At 66.5% G+C, this 15,272-nt stretch carries 12 protein-coding genes; 2 read left to right on the forward strand and 10 right to left on the reverse strand.

Features of this window, described 5'->3' with window-relative positions; translation table 11 throughout:
- Positions 1–55: 55 nt before the first annotated feature.
- From WS66_RS09705 to andAc, 9 genes are all read right to left on the reverse strand, one after another.
- Entirely contained in the window at positions 56–1,189 is a 1,134-nt protein-coding gene (locus WS66_RS09705) for a hybrid sensor histidine kinase/response regulator (protein WP_059601589.1), read from the reverse strand.
- Positions 1,190–1,659: 470 nt separating this feature from the next.
- On the reverse strand, positions 1,660–3,243 hold the full coding sequence (locus WS66_RS09710; protein WP_059601587.1) for a Na+/H+ antiporter: 1,584 nt from the start codon (positions 3,241–3,243) through the stop codon (positions 1,660–1,662).
- A 245-nt stretch (positions 3,244–3,488) separates the two neighbouring features.
- On the reverse strand, positions 3,489–4,922 hold the full coding sequence (locus WS66_RS09715) for an aldehyde dehydrogenase family protein (RefSeq protein ID WP_059601585.1): 1,434 nt from the start codon (positions 4,920–4,922) through the stop codon (positions 3,489–3,491).
- Between the two features lie 29 nt (positions 4,923–4,951).
- Positions 4,952–6,592, reverse strand: a complete 1,641-nt coding sequence (locus WS66_RS09720; protein WP_059601583.1) for an acetolactate synthase large subunit — start codon at positions 6,590–6,592, stop codon at positions 4,952–4,954.
- A gap of 442 nt (positions 6,593–7,034) precedes the next feature.
- The gene (locus tag WS66_RS09730) at positions 7,035–8,321 is read right to left on the reverse strand and encodes a DUF445 domain-containing protein (protein WP_059601581.1); all 1,287 of its coding nucleotides are present in this window, start codon (positions 8,319–8,321) and stop codon (positions 7,035–7,037) included.
- Between the two features lie 164 nt (positions 8,322–8,485).
- The gene (andAa, locus tag WS66_RS09735; protein ID WP_059601579.1) at positions 8,486–9,706 is read right to left on the reverse strand and encodes an anthranilate 1,2-dioxygenase system ferredoxin--NAD(+) reductase; all 1,221 of its coding nucleotides are present in this window, start codon (positions 9,704–9,706) and stop codon (positions 8,486–8,488) included.
- On the reverse strand, positions 9,696–10,022 hold the full coding sequence (gene andAb, locus WS66_RS09740; protein WP_039344765.1) for an anthranilate 1,2-dioxygenase ferredoxin subunit AndAb: 327 nt from the start codon (positions 10,020–10,022) through the stop codon (positions 9,696–9,698). The genes andAa and andAb overlap by 11 nt, the downstream gene beginning before the upstream one ends.
- Positions 10,023–10,038: 16 nt before the next feature.
- Entirely contained in the window at positions 10,039–10,527 is a 489-nt protein-coding gene (andAd, locus tag WS66_RS09745) for an anthranilate 1,2-dioxygenase small subunit AndAd (protein ID WP_059601577.1), read from the reverse strand.
- Positions 10,524–11,813: an anthranilate 1,2-dioxygenase large subunit AndAc gene (gene andAc, locus WS66_RS09750; protein WP_059601575.1), complete on the reverse strand. Its 1,290-nt coding sequence runs from the start codon at positions 11,811–11,813 to the stop codon at positions 10,524–10,526. Before andAc ends, andAd begins: the two co-directional genes overlap by 4 nt.
- Before the next feature lie 212 nt (positions 11,814–12,025).
- Here andAc and andR point away from each other — a divergent pair, with 212 nt between their 5' ends.
- The gene (gene andR, locus WS66_RS09755; RefSeq protein WP_059601572.1) at positions 12,026–12,982 is read left to right on the forward strand and encodes an anthranilate 1,2-dioxygenase regulatory protein AndR; all 957 of its coding nucleotides are present in this window, start codon (positions 12,026–12,028) and stop codon (positions 12,980–12,982) included.
- A gap of 172 nt (positions 12,983–13,154) precedes the next feature.
- Here the strand turns inward: andR and WS66_RS09760 are convergent, their stop codons facing one another.
- On the reverse strand, positions 13,155–14,045 hold the full coding sequence (locus tag WS66_RS09760) for a LysR family transcriptional regulator (protein ID WP_059601570.1): 891 nt from the start codon (positions 14,043–14,045) through the stop codon (positions 13,155–13,157).
- Between the two features lie 91 nt (positions 14,046–14,136).
- Between WS66_RS09760 and WS66_RS09765 the strand changes: the two genes are divergently transcribed.
- Positions 14,137–15,270 carry a muconate/chloromuconate family cycloisomerase gene (locus tag WS66_RS09765; protein ID WP_059601568.1) on the forward strand — a complete coding sequence of 378 codons (1,134 nt, stop codon included), beginning with the start codon at positions 14,137–14,139 and terminating at the stop codon, positions 15,268–15,270.
- Positions 15,271–15,272 lie beyond the last annotated feature (2 nt).

Consider the following 15,272-nt stretch of genomic DNA (forward strand, 5'->3'; position numbering starts at 1 on the left):
GCCACGAGCGCATCGGGGTCTCTCGGGCAGCGCGGCACCGGGCCGCGCCGCGAAATCATCGGTCCGCTTGCGCCGGCAGCCGAAGCGCGACCATGAAGCCACGCACCGTATTGCGCATCAGGATCTGGCCGCGATGCCGTGCGGCCGTCGCGCGGACGAACGCAAGCCCGAGGCCGAAGCCGCTGCGCGCCGCGCCATGCACGGATTCGAGCCGCACGAACGACTCGGTCGCGGCCGTGCGTTGCTCGGGCGCGATGCCGGAGCCGGCGTCTTCGACGCCGATCAGCCACGCACCGTCGTCGTCGCTCAGCGTGCAGTGCACGTCCGTGCCGGCCGGGCCGTACTTCAGCGCGTTGTCGATCAGGTTTGCGACCGCGCGCGTGAGCATCATGCGGTCGCCCATCGTCACGCACTCGGTGTCGGGCACGTGGGCAACGACCCGGCTGCCGAATCCGGCCGCCTTCTCCCACAGCTGGTCGACAGCGTCGAGCACGATCTCGTTCAGACTCAGGACCTCGTGCGCGCGGCGTTCCGACTGCGCGCGGGTCAGGTGGATGAAGCCGTCCGCGAGCGCGAGCGCGCGCCGTGCGTGGCCGGCAATGCGCTCCATGATCGGCGGCATGTCGCCGTGCTCGGTCCGGTAGACCTCGAGCAGCGCGAGGATCGACGTCTGCGGCGAACGCATGTCGTGCGACAGGAAATCCAGCGCTTCGTCGCGCTGGCGCGACATCAGGTACGAATTCGAGTGATAGCGGATGCGCGCGGTCAGCTCCATCGCGTCCGGGAGCTTCACGAGGTAGTCGTTCGCGCCGGCGATGAACGCCTCGCGCTTGACGATCGGCTCCTCCTTCGCCGACAGCACGATGATCGGCACGCGTGCGGTCTCGGTGTTCGCGCGCCACGCGCGAACGAGATCGAGGCCGTCGATTTCCGGCATCACGAGATCCTGCAGGATGACCGTCGGCTTCACGTCGCGCGCGACCGCCATCGCCCGATGTGCGTCGGTGCACACATGCAAGTCGATATCGTGCTCGCTGCGCAGCGCGCGGCGGATCACCTCGCCGACGAACGGCTGATCGTCGACGAGCAGAACCGATAGCCCGGACTCGAGACAATCCAGCGCATTTTCACCGCCGGATTCTTTCATAAATACCGTTTCAAACGCCAAATCTCCAATTGATTCTTTCATAGGAGTTGTTTATCCGACTTGGACGCCATCTTAAATATGGCGGCGAAGAAATCCGCCTATTGCTGCCGATCTGGCCTGTCGGCATTGCCTCGCGGGGATCCGAACGCCGATTTCACCCCGACGACGGTCGCATTACCTCCGCGCGCTTTCTCTCAATAAAGATAACCGGCTGATTCTAAATGAAATTAGAACACAGCATCTATCTCCTTCCGGTTTAGTTTTGCCAAATATGGTGAAAGAGCGGGATTTAGTTAAATCAGATCATTTCCGGACGCGAAAGACGATAACGTTTGCGCAGCCGGCGCCACGAGGTTTGCATGCGCTGCAAGCCGTCGTATCGAACGTTTTGGGGCCGGATTCCGATGCGATGGAATCGGCAGAGATGGAGGGGGAAAATCGCGCGCCGCGACCGGATCGGCGCGACGCGAAGGCTCGCGGCACCGCGCGCCCAACCCGATTTGCGCGGCCAGTTACCCGCGCGCGTGCTGCGCGGACACTTCCTGCAGGTCGAGATCGCGCTCGAGCATGTGCAGCATCTCGTCGTGAATGCGGCCAGAACGATGCAGGCGCAACAATTCCACACGCCCGGCCTTGATCGCGGCCAGCACGACGTCGTAGTGCGCGATGCGTACCTCCGCCGGATAAGCAGGCTCGTTCTTCGCCCGCTCGGTCAGTTCCGCGCGATACGTGTATTGCTCCAGCAGGCGCGGGTGAATCACCTTGCCGCTCTCGTCGCGCACCAGCGGCTGGATCGCCGCGAGCTGCGCAGCCTCGATATGCGCCCACGCCTGCGGCTCGGTCAGGTGATGCGCGGCGCGCTCTTCGCGCTGAGGCAGGCGCAGCAGCCGGATCAGCGGCCCGATGGTCGTGCCCTGCATGAGCACGGTGACGAGGATCACCGCGAACGACGCGACCAGGATCACGTCGCGGCCCGGCATCGCCTCCGGCAATGACAGCGCGATCGCCAGCGTCACGACCCCGCGCATCCCGGCCCAGCTCATGATCGTCGCGGCCTTCCAGTCGGGTGCGACACCACGCCGAATGATCCCGCGCACCGGCATCTTCAGCGCCTCGACCGCATAGATCCACACGAAGCGCGACACGACCACCGCCACCAGCACCGCGAGCACCGGCGGGACCATCGTCGCGAGCACCTGCTCGAAGCCGCCGAGCCGGTGGATCGCACCGCGCAGCGACAACCCGATCAGCACGAACACCAGCGCTTCGAGCAGGAACACGATGACCTGCCAGAACGCGGTGCCGCGCGTGCGCACGGCCGCCGAGAACACCTCGTGCTGATGCCAGCCGACGATCATGCCGGCCGTGACCGTCGCGATCACGCCCGACACCTCGACCATCTCGCCCGCGATGTACGCGATCCAGCCGGCGATCACCGCGACGGTGATCACCAGATAGTCGTCATCGAGCAGCTTCAGGAACCACACGACGAGCTTTCCGACCAGGAAGCCGACCACGACGCCGCCGAGCCCGAGTTCCGCGAAGCGCACGACCGCGTGCTCGAGGCTGAACGCACCCGTCAGCGCGGCAGCGACCGCGAAGCGGAACAGCACCAGGCCCGCCGCGTCGTTCAACAGGCTTTCCCCTTCGAGCAGCACCATCAGCCGGCGCGGCAGCGCGACGCGTTCGAGCACGGCCTTCGCGGCCACCGCGTCGGGCGGCGACACGATCGCGCCGAGCGCGAAGCACGCGGCCCACGGCAGCGACGGCACGACCCAGTGCACGGCGAAACCGACCGCGAACGTCGTGAACACCACCGCGCCGATCGCGAGCATCAGGATGCCGCCGACGTTGTGCTTGAACTCCTCCCACACCGAGAAATACGCGCCGTCCATCAGCAGCGGCGGCAGGAACACGAGCAGCACGAGCTCCGGATCGAGGTTGATCGGCGGCAGGCCGGGAATAAACGCGATGCCGATGCCGCCGATCAGCAGCGCGGCCGCGGGCGGCAATCGCAGCCGCTTGGCGATGCATTCGAGCGCGACGATCGCGAGGAATGACAACAGAACCAGTTTGAATGCCGAGACAGGAGACATGAATCGATCTCGTGAAGAATGAATGCGCACGCCAGCCGATGTCGTACCCCGGTTGGCCAATTCGCGCGATTACATCACGATGCGATGCGCGCAGTCGAGCGCGTTCGGCGAGCACGGCACGCGGTGCCGTCACGATGGCGCACCGCGCGGGCGGCGCCGCGCCCTTCGGTGCACGCCGAAACGAAAACGGCACGCGGGCCTGCGTTCTCGCCTGCCCGCGTGCCGTCATGCCGCGTCCCTTCGCGCTAGAGGCGCCTCACGACCATCAGGCGCGGCTCGGTCATGTCCTCGATCGCGTAACGGATCCCTTCCCGGCCGAGCCCCGAATCCTTCACGCCGCCATACGGCATGTTGTCGACGCGGAACGACGGGACGTCGTTGATCACGACGCCGCCCACCTCCAGCTCGTCCCACGCGCGCTGTGCATGCGCGAGCGAATCGGTGAACACGCCGGCCTGCAGCCCGAAGTCGCTGTCGTTGACGCGCGCGAGCGCATCGTCGAAGCGCTCGAACTTCTCGAGGATCGCGACGGGACCAAATGCCTCCTTGCGGTACAGGTCCTGTTCGCGACCGACGTTTTCGAGCAGCGTCGCCTCGAACATCGCGCCGTCGACCTTGCCGCCCGCGACGATCTTCGCGCCCGCCGCGACGGCCGCCTCCATCCAGCCGGACAGCCGGCGCGATTCGGATTCGGAGATCATCGGGCCGACGAACGTCGACGGATCCTTCGGATCGCCCATCTTCAGCGAACGCGTCTTCGCGATCAGCTTGTCGCGCAGCGCGTCGTACAGGTCCGCATGCACGAGGATCCGCTGCACGCCGATACAGCTCTGGCCCGACTGGTAATACGCGCCGAACGCGAGACGCTCGACCACGTAGTCGAGCTGCTCGAGCTGATCCGCGTCGACGATCGCCGCCGCGTTGCCGCCGAGCTCCAGCACGACCTTCTTCTTCCCGGCCTTCTCCTTCAGCGCCCAGCCCACGGCCGGCGAACCCGTGAACGACAGCAGCTTGAAACGCTCGTCGGTCGTGAACAGGTCCGCGCCGTCGCGATGTGCGGGCAGCACCGAGAATGCCCCCTTCGGCAGGTCGGTTTCGGCGAGCACCTCGCCGATGATCAGCGCGCCGATCGGCGTGCGGCTCGCGGGTTTCAGCACGAACGGACAGCCTGCGGCCAGCGCGGGTGCGACCTTGTGCGCGGCGAGGTTCAGCGGGAAGTTGAACGGCGAGATGAACGAGCACGGGCCGATCGGCACGCGCCGCGTATAGCCGGTGTAGCCTTGCGCACGTGCCGAGATCTCGAGGTTGATCACCTCGCCGTCGATGCGCACCGACTCCTCGGACGCGACACGGAATGTATCGATCAGCCGCGTCACCTCGCCCTTCGAATCGTTGATCGGCTTGCCGGCCTCGATGCACAGCGCCTCCGCCAGCTCGTCGAAACGCTCGCGAAAGCGCGCGACGCAATGGTCGAGCACCGCCTGTCGCTTGTAGGCCGGCAACTCGCGCATCGGCTTCGCGGCGCCGACCGCCGCGCCGATAGCCTCATCGATCGCCTTCGCGTCGGCGAGCGCGACGCGCGTCGCGACCTTGCCGCTGAACTTGTCGGTCACTTCCAGATCGGTGTTCGCGTAGACGGCTTCGTTGGCCAGATAGTACGGATAGGTTTCCTTCAGCATGGAACGACTCCTTCCTGTGAACGGGGAATTCAGAGTTGCGCGGACAACCGCTTGATCTCGCGGTTCAGCACGCGCTCGTTGTCCGAATAGTCGATCGGCACGTCGATCACGTGCACGCCAGGCGACGAGAAGCACTCGCGCAGCAGCGGCTCGAGATCGTCGGCCGCTTCGACGCGATGCCCGTGCGCGCCGTAGCTTTGCGCATACGACACGAAATCGGGGTTCTGCAGCGTCATCGCGAAATCGGGGAAGTTCATGTTCTCCTGCTTCCAGCGGATCATCCCGAAGGCATCGTCGCGCAGAATCATCACGACGATGTCGAGCTTCAGTCGCACGGCGGTTTCGAGTTCCTGCGAATTCATCATGAAGCCGCCGTCGCCGCACACGGCGATCACCTTGCGCTGCGGATGCACGATCTTCGTCGCGATCGCCGACGGCAGGCCCGCGCCCATCGACGCGAGCGCGTTGTCGAGCAGCAGCGAGTTCGGCTCGTGCGCACGCCAGTAGCGCGCGAACCAGATCTTGTACATCCCGTTGTCGAGGCAGACGATCCCGTCGGTCGGCAGCGCGTTGTACAGGTCGTTCACGATCCGCACCGGGTACATCGGGAAGCGCGGGTCGTGCTGGCCCTTCGCCAGATGCGCGTCGAAATGCTCCTTGATCATCGCGAAGCGGGCGAAATCCCAATGCGGCTGCGGCGCGATCGCCTCCTTCATCTGCCACACCGCGTTCGCGATGTCGCCGACCACCTCGATCTGCGGGAAGTAGACGGGATCGACCTGCGCACCGAGGAAGTTCACGTGGATCACGGTCTTGTCGTCCGTGCGCATGAAGAACGGCGGCTTCTCGATCACGTCGTGGCCGACATTGATGATGCAGTCCGCATGCTCGATCGCGCGGTGCACGAAGTCGCCGTCGGACAGCGTCGCGTTGCCGAGCCACAGCGGATGCGTTTCGTCGATCACGCCCTTGCCCATCTGGGTCGTGAAGAACGGGATGCCCGTCTTGTCGACGAATTCGAGCAGCATCTTGCAGGTCGTCTTGCGATTGCCGCCCGCGCCGATCATCAACAGCGGGTGGCGCGCGGCCTGGATCGCGTCGACCGCGTGCGCGACCGCCTTCTCCTCGGCCACCGGCCGCCGGCTGTAGCTGCGCGGAATCGGCTTGCCGTCGCCCTCCTCGTGCGCGATGTCCTCCGGGAGTTCGAGGTGCGCGGCGCCCGGGCGCTCCTCCTCCGCGCGACGGAACGCCTCGCGCACCGCCGACGGAATGTTGCCGATCGACACGATCTGCCGCGTGAACTTCGTGAGCGGCTGCATCATGCCGACGACGTCGACGATCTGGAAGTGACCCTGCTTGCTGGACTTGATCGGCTTCTGCCCGGTGATCATCAGCATCGGCATGCCGCCGAGCTGCGCATAGGCGGCAGCCGTCACGAAGTTGGTCGCGCCTGGCCCGAGCGTCGCGAGACACACGCCGGTGCGGCCCGTCAGGCGGCCGTAGGTGGCAGCCATGAACCCGGCCGCCTGCTCGTGCCGGGTCAGCACGAGCTTGATCTTCGATCGCCGCAGCGATTCGAGCAGATCGAGGTTTTCCTCGCCGGGGATGCCGAACACGTACTCGACACCTTCGGCTTCCAGCGCCTTCACGAACAGATCCGATGCTTTCATGGGGGGACTCTCGGTTGATGCCGCCTGCCCGGCTTACGGGCGCGCGACGTTCAGAACGCGCGCCGGCCTACGGCACGCGGACGCTTTACCTACTGGACACTGACCACGGCACTGCCCGCCGCGCAACGCACGGCGGCGCCTCCCTGTGCAGGAGGACAAACGGATTCGCCCGCGCGCGGCAAGCACGCACGGGCGGCAAGGACGTTTTTGATTGTAGACGGATTCGCGGAATTCCGACTTCGGCCGAATGGCCGGGTCCGGCCGCGCGAAAGGATCGGCCTGACGGTCAATTCGACGTCAAACGGCGCGCGCGGCCGTACCGTATTGTCGGAGGCACGCCGATTTCATTCACCCAACATGTAAACCATGGCTTACATACTGCGACCCATGCCCTGCCGTGCGCCACGTTCAGTGTCCGGACAACCGACCGGCCGCGCCCGCATCAATGCAGCCACGCCGTCGCCCAGCGCGGCACCAGCGAGACCAGATACAGCCCGAGCCCGATCAGCCCGCCGACCAGCGTGCCGTTGATGCGGATGTACTGCAGGTCCTTGCCGATGTTCAACTCGATCTGCCGCGACATCTCGCGCGCATCCCAGTTGCGCACCGTATCGCGGATGTGACGCATCAGGAAATCCGCGAAATCCGGCGCCATATCGTGCACGGCCTTCTCGATGTGCTCGTTCAGCGACGCACGCAGCGCCGGGCTCTGCGCGAGCCGCGCGCCGAGCCAGCCGCCGAGCGTCGCGGCCTGCCGGTGCAGCGTCGAATCGGGCCGCGCGAGATCGGCCTTCAGCCATGCGCGCAACTGGTCCCACAGATCGCGCACATAGTCATTGAACGCGTCGCCGTCGCGAATGTAGCGCTTGATCTCGTCACCCTTCGCGATGAACGCAGGGTCATGCTTCAGCCGCTCGGTGAGCCGCACGACCGTGCGGTCGAAGCGCTGCCGCAACTCGTGCTCCGGATCGGCCGCCACGCCCTCGAGCACGCGGCTCACCGCGCTCGCCAGCATGCGCGCGCCGTTCTCGCCGAACCACTGCGTCGGCATGATCTTCTCGACCTTCGGGTATTGCGTCTTCAGCCATTCGACGATGAAGCCCGCGATCACTTCACGGTTCTCCTCCTTGTCGAGCACGTCGACTACCTGCTCGATCGCATCGTCGAGCAACGCCTGGTGGCGGCCGTCCTTCGTCAGCGTGTCGAGGATCGCGCCCAGCGATTGCGACAGGTCGATGCGGTCGATCACCGCGCGGAACGCGTCGTGGACGAACGACTGGATCCGCGCATCGTCGGTCATGTCGAGCGCGAAGCTCATCAGCTTCGTCACGTAGCCGCCGAGCGCGTCGGTGTTCGCGGGCTCGCCGAGCCATGCGCCGAGTTTCCGTGCGGGATCGTGCTGGCGGATCTGCGCGACGAGTGCGTCGGGACCGAGGAATTTCTCGCGCACGAACACCGCGAGGTTGTCGGCGATCTTGTCCTTGTTCTTCGGGATGATTTCGGTGTGGCGCGATACGAACGGAATCGGCACGCGGCGAAACAGCGCGACGACCGCGAACCAGTCGGCGAGCGCGCCAACCATCGCGGCCTCGGCCACCGCCTTGAAACCGTCGACCCACGGGCCGCGCGGCAGCAGGATCGTCGTGACGAATACCGCGACCGCGGCCAGCAGCAGCCATAGCGCGCGGCGCTTGCTGCGTTTCAGTTCGAGGGCTTTGTCTGGCGTCATGGGCGACCGGTGAAACGGCAATGCCGCTAATATGCACCGATCGCCGGCCCGCGACAAACCCGCGCGCGTTGCCCGAGCCGGAAAGGTTGTCCGGAACAGGTCACGCTCGACGTTTCAGCTACCCGGCGCGAACACGGCCGCGCCGGCCGCGTTCGCGCACTGCCTCAGAGAAAGGTCTTCAGGTTCACCGCCGGATCGGCGAGCTTCACCGGATCCGGCACGGCGCCTGCCGCGATCAGGCGCCGCGATGCACCGATGTCGCGCCCCAGGTTCGCCGCCGCCACCGCAGCGATCTTCCCGGTGTCGTCCAGCCCGAACACCGTGAACGGCCCGCTCGCGGGATCGCCACGCACGACGATCGTTCGCTCGCCGCCGAACAGCCCGAGCATCTGCAGGTTGCAATCGTACTGATCGGACCACAGCCAGGGCAGCTCGGCATACGTTTCGTCCGCACCCAGCAGGTTCGCGGCCGCGACCGCCGGCTGATTCTCCGCGACCTGCCACGACTCGATCCGCACGTGGCGCCCGAGCAGCGGATTGAAGTGCATCGTCACCTCGCCCGCCGCGAAGATCGCGCGATCGGCCGTCCGGCATCCCGCATCGACACGGATACCGTTGTCGACCTCGAGGCCGGCCGCCTGCGCGAGTTCGACGTTGGGCACGACGCCGATGCCGACCACGACGATATCGGCCTGCACGTCGCCGCGATCGGTCTCGACGATCGCGCCGCCGCGCGGTGCGCGGCGAATCGCGCGCGGCAGCGTCGCCATCTGGAAGACCACGCCGCGCGCGTCATGCAGTTGCCGCGCATACGCGCCGACGACTTCCGGCAACGCACGCTGCAGCAAGCGCGCGGCCGGGTCGATCACCGTCACGTCGCAACCGAGCTGGCGTGCCGCGGCCGCCACCTCGAGGCCGATGAAGCCGCCGCCGAGCACCGCCACGCGGCGCCCCGGCGCGAGCTGCGCACGCAACGCACGCGCGTCGGCAACGGTGCGCACGTAATGCGGGACGATGCCTTCGTCGACCGGCCCGCCGAACGCACGCACGCGCGAACCCGTCGCGAGCACGAGGCGCGCGAACGGCAACGTCGCGCCGTCGTCGAGCCGCACACGCTGCGCATCGCGCTCGATCGCATCGACGCGCGTGCCGAGCCGCAGCTCGATGCGCTGCGCGTCGTACCATGCCGCATCGCGGATGAACGCGCGCTGCTCGCCGCCGTCGCCCAGCAGCGCGTCCTTCGACAGCGCGGGCCGGTCGTACGGCAGTTCGCGCTCCGCGCCGATCATCACGATGCGTGCGTCGGCGTCGCGCGCGCGCAGCGCCTCGGCCGTGCGCCGCGCCGCATGGCCGGCACCGACGATCACGAACGGGTCACCCGACATTGACTTCCACCTGACCGTCGACGATCCGGATCGGATAAGTCCGCACCGGCTCGGTGATCGGCGCGCACTTCGGCGCACCCGTGCGAATGTCGATCAGCCCCTGGTGCAGCGGGCATTCGACGCAACCGTCTTCCACATAGCCTTCGGACAGCCGCGCGTGACCATGCGAACAGAGGTCGTGCATCGCGAACAGTTCGTCGCCGATCCGGAACACCGCGATCGGCTTCTGGCCGGCGACGCGCGCCGCCGGTTCGTCTTCGGAGAATTCGTCGAATGCGCCCAGCGGATGCCATTCGGCGAGCGTTGCTTCGGTCATGTCGTTTCCTTGGCTGTCAGATCGGGGTGGCGAGCAGCGTCTGCACGCGCGACGTGTCGTAGATCACGCGCTTGGTCTTGTAGCGCAGCCCGTCGGGCGTGCGCACGACCGTGTCGTAATACTTGCCGGCCTGGTACACGTTCGATTCGCCGTTGCTGCGCGTCTGCACGACCACGTAGTTGCTCTCCGTGTCGATCTCGCCGTCGCGCTCCGCAACGATCGTGAGCCCCGACGTCATGTGCCGGTACGTGTGCTCTTCGAAGATGTTCGCGTGCCGCAGCGACACCACGCGGTCGCGCAGCATGCGCTGGTTCGTGCAGTGGACGATCCCGACCGGCAGCCCGAGATCCGCGTTCTCCTTCGGCACGATCTCGTACGTGCAGTCCTCGGTGAACATTTCCGGCCAGTGTTCGAGCCGGTCGTTGTCGAGGTGGCCGATGTAGCGGTTCTGGAGCATGTAAATCTCGAACCACGTCTTCATGTCTTCCGTCAGGTTTTCCATCATTGCGCGCTCCCGCTTCGATAGCCCATCAGCTTCTGGTACCCGACCCAGAACTTGCGGATCAGGCTTTCGGTGATCACCGTGTCCTGCTGATCCGGGTTGCCGCGCGACATCTCGATCACCGACGTCGCGTCGGCGTCGCGCACCGTGCCGCGCTGCACGAGCTCGGTCGCTTCCGTGTCTTCCATCGAGATGTAGCCGGCCGGCCCGACCAGGTTCGCCTGCTTGATGCGCAGCGCGCGCAGTTCGGGCGTGTCGTCCGCGTAGCCGAAGAAGTGGAAGATCAGCTCGAAGTTGTCCGGCCCCTTCGGCAGGATCTGGCGCGCGACCAGCGTGTTGTGGATCTGCTGGATCACGAGCTGCGGAAAGATCGGCTGGATATGGTTCGTGCAGTCCTCGTCGTATTCCGACACGAGATCGAGGATCGATTCGTCTTCCAGATGGAAGCCCTCGTCGAACGAGCGGATGTTCTGCTGCTTGTACGCGGCCGACGTGTCGTCGTTCGTCTTCGTCACCGTGATGATGCTGTGCAGCCCGTGGTTCGCATCCGGAATCGAGCGCGCCTTCATCCCGACGCGGAAGATGTTGAAGGTCGTATGGAACAGGTGCAGCATGCTCGCGTGATACGGATCCTTCACGTTCTCCATGTACAGCTTCCAGTTCGACTTCGAATACTGGCGCGTGCAGCCGAGATACTCGATCGGCTTGTGGAAGATCCGGTCGATCCACGGACGCATCTGCTCGCCGAGATAGTCGGGCAGCGGCGCCACTTCATCGCTGAACGTCGCGAACACGAGCCCGCGATAGCTGTCGACGCGCAGCTTGCGCAGCCCGTGCTGCTTCGGGTCGAAGTCGGCCGGCATCCCGGTCATCCCCTTCTGGCCGCGCCGGAACGGCACGCCGAGCAGGTTGCCCTGGTTGTCGAAGCTCCACTGGTGATAGACGCACGTGTGCGAGCTCGCGTTGCCGCGCGACTTGCGGCACACCTGCGCGCCGCGGTGCGCGCAGCGGTTCACCCATGCGGACAGCGTGCCGTCCTCGGTGCGCGTGACGACGACCGGCGTGTCGCCGACGAACGTGCTCTTGAAGTCGCCGGCGTTCGGGATTTCCGCTTCCAGCGCGACGAAGTTCCATGTCGGCCCGCGGAAGATGCGTTCCTGCTCGCGATCGTAGACGGCCTGCGAGCTGAACACCTTGTACGGCACGCGCGAGCCGTCGTCGTGCGGAAAGCGCACATCGGACGCGTCGTCACGCGCGGCGAATACGACGGGCGATTCTGTCTGCTCCATGTCGGACTCCTTCTGGTTCCGTTTCGTTGATTGCATGGAGCCGATTTTTGAAAAGCTAAAATTCGGCGTCTATCCGGAAAGTGCGATTGCGGCGGCGCAATATCCACTTTCGGCGGATTTCTGCGCTAGCATGGCGACACACGCGACCCGAGCGCGATCCCGACCCATTCGTCGGATCGAAGCGCCCGTCGTTCATACCAAGGCCGATGCCCATGTCCCCAACGTCGTTCGAGCCGCTTGCGCTGCGTGCGCACCGGCTGTTCGAATCCCGCGATCTCGACGAGACGCGCGAGCGGATCTCGCGCGTGATGCAGCCGCACGCGCTGCTGCCGAGCGGCCGCGTGCAAGGCGCATCGCATATGGATTTCGTGCGGCTCGGCGGGCTCGGCATCGGCACCATCGCGTTCGGCGACGCGATGCGCGTGCAGGTCGACGCCGTCGACGGTTATTACCTGCTGATGTTCTGCCTGTCCGGGCAGGCGGAAGTCCACGCGATGGGGCGCCGGCTCGGCGTCGACGGGCAGACCGGCGTGCTGTGCGCGCCCGGCGAGCGCTTCGACGCGGTGCTGTCCGCCGATTGCGAGCAGTTCGTGCTGCGCATCGATGCCGCGACCGTCGGTTCGCTGACCGGCGACCCGCGCGCGATGCTCGACCCCGTGCTGCACATCAGCGATGCCGCGCTCACCGCGTGGCGCCAGCAGCTGATGCTCGTCGCCCGCTCGCCGGCGCTGCTCGAACGGGCGAACGCGAACCCGCGCGTCGCGTCGCAGCTCGAGCATCTGCTGATCGATTTGCTGATCGAAGGCCACCCGCCGTCGGTACCGAGCGCGCGCCAGGATCCCGCGCCGGGCTTCGTGCGGCGCGCGCAGGAGTTCGTGAACGCACACTACGCGCAGCCGTTGCAGCTCATCGATATCGTCCAGGCCGCCAACGTACCGGAGCGGACACTGCGTGACGCCTTCCTGCAGTTCCGCGGAATGAGCCCGATGCAATACCTGCGCGCGACGCGACTCGAGCATGCGCGGGAGTTGCTGCGCGGGTCGGTGTCCGAGCGACGGATCGCCGATATCGCGCTCGATTGCGGGTTCACGCACCTCGGGCGATTCGCGATCGCGTACCGGGAGAAGTTCGGCGAATCGCCTTCGGAGACGCTCGACGGGAAGCGGTAAGTGGTAAGTGGTAGCGGGGACGTCGGCTTGCCGGTTGCCGGCCGGGTCGGCTTGCCGGCTCGCTGTCCGCCTGCATCAGCGGCAGATGACATCGCATCGCGACACCCGCTCCGCATTCGGCCTGGCACGCCGAATTTGACCGTTAGTTGCGGCCAGTACGGAAATACCGCCCCTACGCTGCCGGCGCAATCATCTCCCGCGCGATCGCGCAGAACGCGGTCGTCGCGGCGCTTTCGCCGTGCAGCCGGCGGCTCATGATGATCGGCGACGTCGCCGTGGGTTCCGGCAGCCGCCGGTAGACGACGCCCTTCACGCGCACGCCTTCCACGCTCTCCGGCACCAGCGACACGCCCACCTGCGCGGCGACGAGCCCGAGCGCCGTCTGCAGTTCGCGCACCTCGTGCACGGCCGCCGGCACGAGCGCGCCGTCGCGCAGCGCGGACAACTGCTGGTCCGCGAAGCTCGGCCGCGGCGTGCTCGGATAGACGATCAGCGTCTCGTTCGCGATGTCCGCGAGCGTCAACGGCCGGCCCGGATCGGCGAGCGGATGCCCGACCGGCAGCGCCGCGATCAGCTTTTCCTCGATCAGCGCCTCGCGCACGAGCTGGTCGTCGTCGAAACGCAGGCGGCCGAACCCGACGTCGATCCGCCCGCCTTTCAGTGCCCCGAGCTGCTCGAGCGTGAACATTTCGATCAGCGACAGCTCGACGCCCGGGTGCGCCTCGCGAAACGCGCGGATCACGTCCGGCAGCGCGCCGTAGAGCGTCGACGGCACGAAGCCGATCACGATCCGCTCCGACAACTGCGCGAGCCGCCGCGTCAGCGGGCCGAGCTCGTCGGCCTGTTCGACGACGCGCGTCGCCTGCGCATAGAACACGCGGCCCGCGTCGGTCAGCTTCAGCGGCCGCGCGCCGCGCTCGAACAGCGGCAGCCCGACCTCGTCCTCGATCGCCTGGAGCTGGCGGCTCAGCGGCGGCTGCGTCATGTGCAGGCGCTCCGCCGCCCGCGTGATGTTCATTTCCTCCGCGACGGCGATGAAATACCGGAGCTGGCGCAATTCCATTTCATGCCTCAAAGGTATGGAAGTAGTCGGAAAGAGTGTTGGACGCCGCTCGGCGGAAATTCCTACCATGTGCACCAACAGGAGGAATCGCATGATAGCAACTACCGCCACCATCGAACGCGTCGAGACGCTGCTCGTCGACGTGCCGACGATCAGGCCCCACAAACTGTCGGTCGCCACGATGAATTGCCAGACCCTCGTGCTGGTTCGCGTTCGATGCACGGACGGTATCGAGGGCGTCGGCGAAGCGACCACGATCGGCGGTCTCGCGTATGGCGAGGAAAGCCCCGAGAGCATCAAGGTCAACATCGACACCTACTTCGCGCCGCTGCTGCAGGGCATGGACGCGACGCGCCCCGGCGCCGCGATGGCGCGTGCGCGCAAACTGTTCCAGGGCAACCGGTTCGCGAAATGCGCGCTCGAAACCGCGCTGTTCGACGCGCAGGCGCGCCGCCTCGGCGTGCCGCTGTCCGAGCTGTTCGGCGGCCGCACGACCGATGCGGTCGACGTGGCGTGGACGCTCGCGAGCGGCGACACGCAACGCGACATCGCGGAAGCCGAGGCGATGCTCGACGCGCGCCGCCATCGCGCGTTCAAGCTGAAGATCGGCTCGAATGCGGTCGACGATGACGTCGCGCACGTGATCGCGATCAAGCGCGCGCTCGGCGAGCGCGGCGACGTCCGCGTCGACGTGAATCAGGCATGGACCGAAACCGACGCGATCCGCGCGGGCGCCCGACTCGCGGAGGCCGGCGTGAGCCTCGTCGAACAACCGATCGCGGCGACCAACCGTGCGGGGCTGAAGCGCCTCACGCAGCTCGCGCAGATTCCGATCATGGCCGACGAGGCGCTGCACGGCCCCGTCGATGCATTCGCGCTCGCGCAGGACCGCGCGGCCGACGTGTTCGCGGTGAAGATCGCGCAATCGGGCGGCCTGCTCGGTGCGGCGAGTGTCGCATCGATCGCGTCGGCCGCCGGCATCGACCTGTACGGCGGCACGATGCTCGAAGGCGCGGCCGGCACGATGGCGTCCGCGCAACTGTTCAGCACGTTCGGCTCGCTGAAATGGGGCACCGAGCTGTTCGGCCCGCTGCTGCTCACCGAGGAAATCCTCGTCGAGCCGCTGCGTTACCAGGATTTCAAGCTGCACCTGCCGGCGACGCCCGGCCTCGGCATCACCTTCGACTGGGCCCGCATCGAACGGATGCGACGCGACGCCCGCTGATC

This window comes from Burkholderia sp. LA-2-3-30-S1-D2, from assembly GCF_001523915.2.
GTDB classification, from domain to species: domain Bacteria; phylum Pseudomonadota; class Gammaproteobacteria; order Burkholderiales; family Burkholderiaceae; genus Burkholderia; species Burkholderia diffusa.

Excerpts from the sequence above, each read along its gene's own strand:
- WS66_RS09705 (WP_059601589.1), bottom strand. The coding sequence starts at position 1,189 with ATGAAAGAATCAATTGGAGATTTGGCGTTTGAAACGGTATTTATGAAA.
- WS66_RS09710 (WP_059601587.1), bottom strand. The coding sequence starts at position 3,243 with ATGTCTCCTGTCTCGGCATTCAAACTGGTTCTGTTGTCATTCCTCGCG.
- WS66_RS09715 (WP_059601585.1), bottom strand. The coding sequence starts at position 4,922 with ATGCTGAAGGAAACCTATCCGTACTATCTGGCCAACGAAGCCGTCTAC.
- WS66_RS09720 (WP_059601583.1), bottom strand. The coding sequence starts at position 6,592 with ATGAAAGCATCGGATCTGTTCGTGAAGGCGCTGGAAGCCGAAGGTGTC.
- WS66_RS09730 (WP_059601581.1), bottom strand. The coding sequence starts at position 8,321 with ATGACGCCAGACAAAGCCCTCGAACTGAAACGCAGCAAGCGCCGCGCG.
- andAa (WP_059601579.1), bottom strand. The coding sequence starts at position 9,706 with ATGTCGGGTGACCCGTTCGTGATCGTCGGTGCCGGCCATGCGGCGCGG.
- andAb (WP_039344765.1), bottom strand. The coding sequence starts at position 10,022 with ATGACCGAAGCAACGCTCGCCGAATGGCATCCGCTGGGCGCATTCGAC.
- andAd (WP_059601577.1), bottom strand. The coding sequence starts at position 10,527 with ATGATGGAAAACCTGACGGAAGACATGAAGACGTGGTTCGAGATTTAC.
- andAc (WP_059601575.1), bottom strand. The coding sequence starts at position 11,813 with ATGGAGCAGACAGAATCGCCCGTCGTATTCGCCGCGCGTGACGACGCG.
- andR (WP_059601572.1), top strand. The coding sequence starts at position 12,026 with ATGTCCCCAACGTCGTTCGAGCCGCTTGCGCTGCGTGCGCACCGGCTG.
- WS66_RS09760 (WP_059601570.1), bottom strand. The coding sequence starts at position 14,045 with ATGGAATTGCGCCAGCTCCGGTATTTCATCGCCGTCGCGGAGGAAATG.
- WS66_RS09765 (WP_059601568.1), top strand. The coding sequence starts at position 14,137 with ATGATAGCAACTACCGCCACCATCGAACGCGTCGAGACGCTGCTCGTC.